General features: G+C 59.2%; 9 protein-coding genes. All 9 read left to right on the forward strand.

The features are described 5' to 3' along the window. Positions 1-464: transketolase (locus ACPLUI_RS07945; RefSeq protein WP_424659731.1), on the forward strand; the 464-nt coding region annotated here is incomplete at its 5' end. A gap of 17 nt (positions 465-481) precedes the next feature. Next, positions 482-1,426, forward strand: coding sequence for a transketolase family protein (locus ACPLUI_RS07950; protein WP_424659732.1), 945 nt, complete (start codon positions 482-484; stop codon positions 1,424-1,426). Positions 1,427-1,595: 169 nt separating this feature from the next. Next, entirely contained in the window at positions 1,596-2,282 is a 687-nt protein-coding gene (gene ftsE / locus ACPLUI_RS07955; RefSeq protein WP_424659738.1) for a cell division ATP-binding protein FtsE, read from the forward strand. After that, positions 2,272-3,159 carry a permease-like cell division protein FtsX gene (ftsX, locus tag ACPLUI_RS07960; RefSeq protein ID WP_424659733.1) on the forward strand — a complete coding sequence of 296 codons (888 nt, stop codon included), beginning with the start codon at positions 2,272-2,274 and terminating at the stop codon, positions 3,157-3,159. The genes ftsE and ftsX overlap by 11 nt, the downstream gene beginning before the upstream one ends. A gap of 19 nt (positions 3,160-3,178) precedes the next feature. Further along, complete coding sequence (locus tag ACPLUI_RS07965; RefSeq protein ID WP_424659734.1) at positions 3,179-4,309, forward strand: murein hydrolase activator EnvC family protein; 1,131 nt, start codon at positions 3,179-3,181, stop codon at positions 4,307-4,309. Between the two features lie 201 nt (positions 4,310-4,510). Beyond that, a complete protein-coding gene (locus ACPLUI_RS07970) occupies positions 4,511-5,671 on the forward strand; it encodes a S41 family peptidase (protein ID WP_424659739.1) in 1,161 nt (386 codons plus the stop codon). A 21-nt stretch (positions 5,672-5,692) separates the two neighbouring features. Continuing rightward, positions 5,693-6,934 carry a PDZ domain-containing protein gene (locus ACPLUI_RS07975; protein WP_424659735.1) on the forward strand — a complete coding sequence of 414 codons (1,242 nt, stop codon included), beginning with the start codon at positions 5,693-5,695 and terminating at the stop codon, positions 6,932-6,934. A gap of 98 nt (positions 6,935-7,032) precedes the next feature. Next, on the forward strand, positions 7,033-7,233 hold the full coding sequence (locus tag ACPLUI_RS07980) for a CooT family nickel-binding protein (protein WP_424659736.1): 201 nt from the start codon (positions 7,033-7,035) through the stop codon (positions 7,231-7,233). Between the two features lie 148 nt (positions 7,234-7,381). Continuing rightward, positions 7,382-8,020, forward strand: a complete 639-nt coding sequence (locus ACPLUI_RS07985; protein WP_424659737.1) for a uracil-DNA glycosylase — start codon at positions 7,382-7,384, stop codon at positions 8,018-8,020. The last annotated feature ends 56 nt before the right edge of the window (positions 8,021-8,076 follow it).

Genomic DNA, 8,076 nt, shown 5'->3' on the forward strand with positions numbered 1-8,076 from the left:
AAGCGTATTCCCGCACCGCCGGTGGCTATGGCATGGCCCTGGCGGCCAGGCTGGACGGCCGGGACTACCGTGTTTACGTCCTTTTGGGCGACGGAGAGATCCAGGAGGGTATGGTCTGGGAGGCGGCCATGGCTGCCGCACACTACCGGCTGGACAACGTGACGGCCTTTCTGGATTACAACGGCCTGCAAATTGACGGCCCCGTTGCGAAGGTGATGTCCGTGGACCCGGTAGCCGAAAAATGGCGTGCCTTTGGTTGGGACGTGCAGGTTGTCGACGGTCACAGCATGGAAGAAATCCTGCGGGCTGTGGAAAAGGCCAGGGCTGTGCGCGGCAAACCGCAGATGATCGTGGCCCGCACGGTAAAGGGTAAGGGGGTATCCTTTATGGAGAACATGGTGGAGTGGCACGGTGTGGCCCCCAAACCCGGAGAAGTGGAACGGGCACTGGCCGAGCTGGCTTGAAAAGGGGGGGTTGATTTATGAAGAAGATTGCGACCCGGGATGCCTACGGGGAGGCTCTCGTAGAGCTGGGACGGGAGAACCCCGACGTGGTGGTGCTGGACGCGGACCTGGCCAAATCCACCAAAACCATTGAATTCGCCAAACACTTCCCGGAACGCTTTTTCGATATGGGCATAGCTGAACAAAACATGATTGGCACGGCTGCTGGCCTGGCTGCTGCCGGGAAGATTCCATTCTGCAGTACCTTTGCTATTTTCGCCACCGGACGGGCCTTTGAAATAATTCGCAACAGCGTGGCTTACTCGCGGCTCAATGTCAAGATTGCCGCCAGTCACGCCGGCATTACGGTGGGGGAGGACGGGGGCTCCCACCAGTCGGTGGAGGACATCGCGCTGATGCGCTCCCTGCCCAACATGACCGTATTTGTACCCGCCGATGCGGTGGAGACCCGGGCGGCCGTACGGGCGGCGGTGGATATCCGGGGCCCGGTTTACATCCGCCTGGGGCGGCCCGGGGTACCCGTCCTGCACGGTGACAATTTTCATTTCGAGCCCGGCCGGGCGGTAACGATGCGGGAAGGTGGCGATGCCACCATTATCGCTACGGGGATTATGGTCGCTACCGCCCTTGAAGCTGCCGGCCTGCTGGAGCAGGAGGGTATAAGCGTGCGGGTGCTCGACATGCATACCATCAAGCCGCTGGATGAGGAGGCGGTGATTGCGGCGGCCCGCGAGACGGGAATTATCGTGACCGCTGAGGAGCATTCCATCATCGGCGGGCTGGGCGGGGCCGTGGCGGAAGCCGTCTGCGAGAGCTATCCCGTGCCCGTCTACCGGGTGGGCGTCCCCGATGTTTTTGGCGAGTCGGGTAAGCCCGGGGAGTTGCTTGAAAAATACGGACTTACGGCCGGACACCTGGCGGCCAGAGTGCGGGAGGCAGTCAAGGGGCGGCAAGCAAGGTAAATAAACAAGTTGATCTTAATCTTTCGACACCCCTCTCTTTCGGGAGGGGTTGTCTGCTTTTTTTTGGATTTTCAAGAGGATTTCTGGAGGACCTGTCGAAATGTATACAAAAAAATCGCTGTGGGATGTTTGCTGACCATATTGTTCCCGACGCAACCGAGGTGGGATGATGATACGTTTCTATGGTGTGACGAAAATCTACCCCAACGGGGTTAAAGCCCTGGATAATGTGAACCTGCATGTCAAAAAGGGTGAGTTCCTCTTTATCGTGGGTCCCAGCGGGGCGGGTAAGTCCACGCTGACCAAGCTGATTTTCCGGGAAGAACTGCCCACCCGGGGGCAGGTCCTGTTCAACGGCAAGAACGTGGCCCGCCTCCGTTCCCGGGAGGTACCCTACCTGCGCCGCAAGATAGGGATGGTGTTTCAGGATTTTCGTTTGCTGCCCCGGAAGACAGTGTTTGAGAACGTGGCCTTTGCCCTGGAGGTTACCGGTGCCTCTTCCCGGGAGATCAAAAAAAGGGTTCCGGAGGTACTGAAGCTTGTGGGGCTGGAGGGCAAGTCCGGCGTTCTGCCCGCCCAGCTTTCCGGAGGGGAACAGCAGCGGGTGGGTATCGCCCGGGCCATTGTGAACAACCCCGTACTGCTTATTGCCGATGAGCCTACCGGGAACCTGGACCCGGAAACCTCCTGGGAGCTGATGGAACTGTTTCAGAAAATCAACAGCAGCGGTACCACCATCCTTATGGTTACGCACGCCCGGGATATTGTGGATGCCTTGAGAAAAAGGGTGGTGGCCCTGGAGTCCGGCCGCATTGTGCGGGACGAGGAAGGCGGAGGGTACAGCAATGAAGATTAGAACCCTCGTCTACTATTTCCGGGAGGCATTTTTGTCTATCATCCGGAACAGCTGGCTTTCCCTGGCCGCCGTGGGGACGGTAGCCATTTCACTGCTCATTCTGGGCTGTTCCCTGCTGCTCGTGGTGAACACGGACCGGCTTGCGGACCACCTGGAGTCCAGTCTGGAGATCAGCGCTTTTTTGAAGGATGGTCTCAAAGATGATGAAATCCGCGAGTTGAACGAAAAAATACGCCTGCTTCCAGGTGTGGTACAGGTCCGGTTTATTTCCAAAGAACAGGCCCTTGAGGAAATGCGCCGCAGCTTCGGCCCGCGCAAAGAAATTCTGGACGGCCTGGAGGGGGACAACCCGCTGCCCGATACCTTCCGGATTAAAACCCGGCAGGCGGGCCAGGTGGTGGAAGTGGCCGGGAAGGTTGCCTCCCTGGACGGGGTTGAGGATGTGCGCTACGGGCAGGGTGTGGTGGAAAGATTGGTGGTGGTGACGCACTGGGTGCGGCTGGCGGGATTGGGAGCCGTGCTCCTGGTAGGTGCGGCCGCGGTATTCTTAATTTCCACCACCATCCGCCTGTCGGTATTTGCCCGCCGGCGGGAGATCGGGATTATGAAGTATCTGGGGGCCACCAACTGGTTTGTGCGTTTCCCCTTTTTAATCGAGGGGATGGTCCTCGGTCTGCTGGGGTCCCTGCTGGCGGCAGCTCTGGTTTACGCCGGGTATGTATCGCTGGTGGAAAATCTGGCCCGGGTCATGCCTTTTGTGCCCCTGGTTTCCGGGGGGCAGGTGCTTTACAGCCTGCTGGGGAGTATGGTGGGGCTGGGACTGTTTATCGGTGCTCTGGGCAGTACCATTTCCATTCACAGGTTTTTACATGTTTAGTTTTGGGGGGAGATGGTTTTTGAGAGTCCTTACCGGCAGGACCGTCGTGGTCCTGGGCCTGGTGCTGGCCCTGTCCGGGGCCGGCATGGCCCAGGGGGCCGGCTTGCAGGAAAAACTAAAGGAGACCAGGCAAAAGCTCTTCCACGAACAGCAAAAGGTGCGCGAGTCAAAGCAGGTGGTGCAGAGCTATGCCGAGCAGGTGGCTGATTCGGAGCGGTCCATCATGGCTTGCGAACAGAGTATCCGGGAACTGGATTCCAACCTGCAGGTAGCCCTGCGTGAGGTTGACCGTGCACGGCGGGAACTGGCCGAAGCGGAAGCAAAGCTGGAAGAAAGCCGCCGGGTGATGAAACAGCGCCTGCGGGAAATTTACCAGTGGGGGGAAATCGACTACCTGGAAGTCCTGCTGGCTTCCCGGGATTTCAATGACTTTGTCAGCCGTTACGAGCTCTTGAAACGGGTAGTGGCCCGGGATGCAGCCATAGTGGATGATTTTACCGCCCGTCGCCAGGAAGTGGCTGAAAAAAAGGTCCGGCTGGAAGAGCAGCGCGACCGGATTGTCGCTCTGATGCGCCAGCAACAGGCTGCCCGGCAGCAGCTGGCCGAGCAGCAGAGGGAACAAAAGGTGCTGCTGGCCCGGGCACAGGAGGAATTGAGCCGCCACGAAGAGGAAGCGGACAGGTTGAAAGCCCAGGAGCAGGAAATTTTGCGGCAGATCGCCCTGCAAAGGGCCCGCAGTCACCCTTCGGCGCGCCGCGGTAGCGGTGTCATGACCTGGCCGGTGCCCGGTTATTCATCCATATCCTCGGGCTTCGGTGCCCGCCGGCACCCCATTCTGGGCTATGTGCGCATGCATGCCGGTATTGACATCCCGGCTCCCACCGGCACGCCGGTAGTGGCGGCCCAGGATGGGACGGTCATTTACGCCGGCTATATGAGCGGCTACGGCAACGTGGTCATGCTGGACCACGGCGGTGGGGTAACCACCATTTACGCCCACCTTTCGGCCGAGCTGGTTTCTGTCGGCCAGGAGGTGAACAAGGGGCAGGTCATTGCCCGGGTGGGCAGCACGGGCATGTCCACCGGCCCCCACCTGCACTTTGGCGTTATGATCAACGGTAACCCGGTGGATCCCATGGGTTACCTGTAAGTGTCGGGTCGATATAAACGGGCAGTGAATGCGGCTGAACGCGCCCGGTAGCGTTCCGGCTCCTCCGGGGCCGGTTATATTTTTTTCCGGGTTTGAGCCCTTCCGGTCCATTTGACCGGCAACTGTTGTAATTACGCCGGCGTTGTTGTAGTATAATACCTGTGTACAGGAAAGATAAGGCAGGTGGGTGTGAGGGTGGATATGTCGAATTGCCGCCGGACGGGGAACAGGTGCACCCGCTGGCTGGCCGCCTTGGTCTTAGCGGTTTTTTTGATTGTCGTGGTTCTTGGTGGGATGCTGGTCAGCAACTATCAGCACCTGGGGACCCTGCTCCAGGTTATTCACCTGGTCCGCACCAGGTACCTGGAACCGGTGAATACCACTACGCTTGTTGACGGAGCCATTCGCGGCCTGGTGAAGTCTCTGAACGACCCTTATTCTGTTTACCTGGACCCCGGGGAATATGCCCGCTTACAGGAGCAGATCCGGGGTACTTTCGGGGGCCTGGGCATTCTGGTGGGCATTAAGGAGGAGCGCCTCACGGTGGTACGTTCCTACCAGGGGACGCCGGCTTACAGGGCGGGGATAAAACCGGGAGATGTCATTCTGAGGATCGATGACCGTGATGCCCGGGGGATCGACCTGGATACGGCTGTCAGCATGATGCGGGGGCCGGTGGGTACGGAGGTCAAACTGACCATCGCCCGCCAGGGAGTACCCCAGCCCTGGGACGTAAAGCTGGTCCGGGAGGAGATCAGCGTGCCTACCGTGGAGGGGAGGATGATACCGGGCAAGGGGATCGGCTATATTTCACTGAGCCAGTTTACCGAAAAAACGCCGGAAGAGCTGGGTGCCACCATTTCACGTTTGAAAAAAGAAGGGATGCGGGCCGTTATCCTGGACCTGCGCAATAATCCGGGGGGAGAGCTGCGCTCGGCAGTAAAGGTGGCCAACTACTTCATTCCCAGAGGGCCGGTTGTTTACATCCAGTACCGCTCTGGGCGGGAGGAAACTTATACTTCCGAGGGCAGGAACCTCAACCTGCCTCTGGTGGTGCTCATTAACCGGGGCAGTGCCAGTGCTGCGGAGATTCTGGCCGGAGCCGTCAAAGATACGAAGGCGGGCATCCTGGTGGGTGAGAAAACTTTCGGCAAGGGCATTGTGCAGACGGTCTTCGACCTGGAGAACGGTGCCGGCTTGAAATTAACCACGGCCCGTTACCTGACCCCCTTGCGCCATGACATCCATAAAAAAGGCATCGTACCTGATGTAACGGTGGAACAGGATCCCCAGGCGGGAGTCGACCTGCAACTGGAACGGGCCATTGAAATCCTGGAGAACAGGATGGCCGGTGCGGCATGACGGGGAAAGAGTGGTGAAAAAATGTTCCCATTTAGCCAGGTATTACCGGCTGTCGTCCTAACCCTGGTCAGGGCGCTTTTCGACCCCATGTTCTGGGTGGTCGTACTGCTGGTGGCCCTCCAGTACCGGCGCATGGCCGCCGCCAGGAGGGAGTTTTTCGGCCTGCCGGTTACCAACGGGGTGTGGCGCGACACTCTGGCTGCGACGGGGTACGGTTTTCTGGGCGGCTTCCTCGGCAGTTTCCTCATGGTTCTGATCGGGCTCTCTCTTTCGGGCTCCGGACTGGTTTATCTCTGGCCGGTAGCCATTTTATTAATGCTGATCAATGCCCGCTTTCTTTGTTTTGCCTACGCCGGAGGGGTGCTGTCGCTCAGCAACCTCCTCTTCGGCTTTCCGGAAATACACATCGCCCAGGTACTGGCCCTGGTGGCTGTCCTGCACCTGGTGGAAAGCGCTCTGATCCTCACCAGCGGCCACCTGGGCGCGGTACCTGTTTACTTTAAATCGCCGGGCGGACGGGTGATCGGTGGCTTTACTCTGCAGCGCTTCTGGCCCATTCCCATTGTCGCCCTGGCTGTGCTAGGACCGGCAGTGGTTCAGCAGGGGGTGGCCATGCCGGAGTGGTGGCCGCTGCTCAAACCGGGAGTGAGCGGTGACGCGGCCAACCTGGTTTATACCCTCATCCCGGTCGTGGCGGGCCTGGGTTACGGGGACCTGGCCATTTCCCGGACTCCGGGGGAAAAGAGCCGCCTTTCAGCCCTTTTCCTGGGTGTTTACAGCCTCTGCCTGCTCCTGCTGGCGGTGCTGTGCCAGTACGTCCGTATTCTGGCTTTTGTGGCTGCGGTCTTTTCCCCACTGGGTCACGAAATGGTCATCTATATCGGGAAGAAGATGGAGTTCCGGGGTCGGCCCCTTTTCGTACCGCCATCACGGGGGGTGGGGGTGCTGGATGTCGTTCCCGACAGTACGGCCTGGCGTGCAGGGATCCGGTCGGGGGATGTGGTGCTGTTCCTGAACCAGCACCCGGTAAATTCCCGCCCCGAGCTGGAAATGGTGCTGGCCGACCTCTGGGGACCGGTGGAAGTGCAGTTCCTGCACGGCCCGGAGCAGGTCTTTCGCCGGGAGGTGGTCTTCCGGGCCCCGGGCCGGCCTTTTGGTTTTGTACCCGTTCCCGACGGCGGCGAGGAAGAAGCGATGGACCTCTCCACCGCGGGCCCGCTGGGTCGCTGGTGGCAGGACTTCTGGAGGCGTATCAGGGGTTGAGTCTCCGGCCATGCTGTCTCAAGGGCGGACATATTTTGCCGTTGACACGTGCTGGAAGGCGGGGCTATAATCGTTTATGAGAAAAGGTGGTGAAACGCATGTGTGAAGCAAATGCTTACCTGCGTAAAGATGGCAGGGAAGAGCTCTTTTTAGAAAATGTGGACCGGGTGATACCCCAGGAGGACGGGCTTCTGCTCGAGGATATCTTCGGGCGGCGTAAAATGATTAAGGCCCGGATTGTTGAGCTGGCACTGGTCGATCACCGGATTATTTTAGAAAAAATGGAAAAAGAAGAATAAACTAGAGAGAGGGGCAGTGCAACCTGCCCCTTTTCCTTGGCCGGAAGAGGGTCCTGAATACCGGCAAAGCGATAGCATGTTTTACCCGGCGTGTCGGCTGAATGCTGGCATCAATTCTCAAGCTGTTTTCAAATGCGGGGTGAAACGGTTGTTCTGGTTGCAGGAAAGCCTGTTTGGAGATCCTGAATGGGATCTCTCCGGGATTGATGATATGGGTGTGCTGGAGGAAAAGGTAAAGACATGTAACCGCTGCGGTTTGCGGGCAGGCTGCCGGGGAGTGGTATTTGGCGAAGGTAACCCGGCGGCCCGGGTGGTGCTCTGTGGTGAGGGACCGGGGGCCGATGAAGATCGCCTGGGCCGGCCTTTTGTAGGAAAGGCCGGCCAGTTGCTGGACAGGATCCTGGCGGCCTGCGGCTTCGGGCGTTTTGAGCATGTGTACATACTGAACGTCGTGAAATGCCGGCCTCCCGGAAACCGGGTCCCCACCGAGGAGGAACGGGCGGCCTGCCGCCCCAACCTGGAGGCCCAGCTGCGCATTTTGAAACCCCGGATCATGGTCCTGCTCGGAGCCACCGCCCTGCAGGCCATCCTGGACCCCCGGGGGCGCATTACCCGGGACCGTGGGCGCTGGGTGGAAAAAAACGGGGTCTGGATTATGCCCACCTACCACCCGGCCGCCCTGCTGCGCAACCCCAACCTGAAAAAAGATACGTGGGAGGATTTCAAGCAGGTGGTGGCCAGGTACCGGGAACTGATCGACCCCGCCCACCACTCACCCTATTGTTGATGATAAAGTCAACACACTGTAGGAAATTTTCTAACCCCACCGATTTTACCAACAAA

This window comes from Desulfofundulus sp. (assembly GCF_049701015.1).
GTDB lineage: Bacteria > Bacillota > Desulfotomaculia > Desulfotomaculales > Desulfovirgulaceae > Desulfofundulus.

Excerpts from the sequence above, each read along its gene's own strand:
- ftsX (WP_424659733.1), top strand. The coding sequence starts at position 2,272 with ATGAAGATTAGAACCCTCGTCTACTATTTCCGGGAGGCATTTTTGTCT.
- ACPLUI_RS07980 (WP_424659736.1), top strand. The coding sequence starts at position 7,033 with ATGTGTGAAGCAAATGCTTACCTGCGTAAAGATGGCAGGGAAGAGCTC.
- ACPLUI_RS07975 (WP_424659735.1), top strand. The coding sequence starts at position 5,693 with ATGTTCCCATTTAGCCAGGTATTACCGGCTGTCGTCCTAACCCTGGTC.
- ACPLUI_RS07950 (WP_424659732.1), top strand. The coding sequence starts at position 482 with ATGAAGAAGATTGCGACCCGGGATGCCTACGGGGAGGCTCTCGTAGAG.
- ftsE (WP_424659738.1), top strand. The coding sequence starts at position 1,596 with ATGATACGTTTCTATGGTGTGACGAAAATCTACCCCAACGGGGTTAAA.
- ACPLUI_RS07970 (WP_424659739.1), top strand. The coding sequence starts at position 4,511 with ATGTCGAATTGCCGCCGGACGGGGAACAGGTGCACCCGCTGGCTGGCC.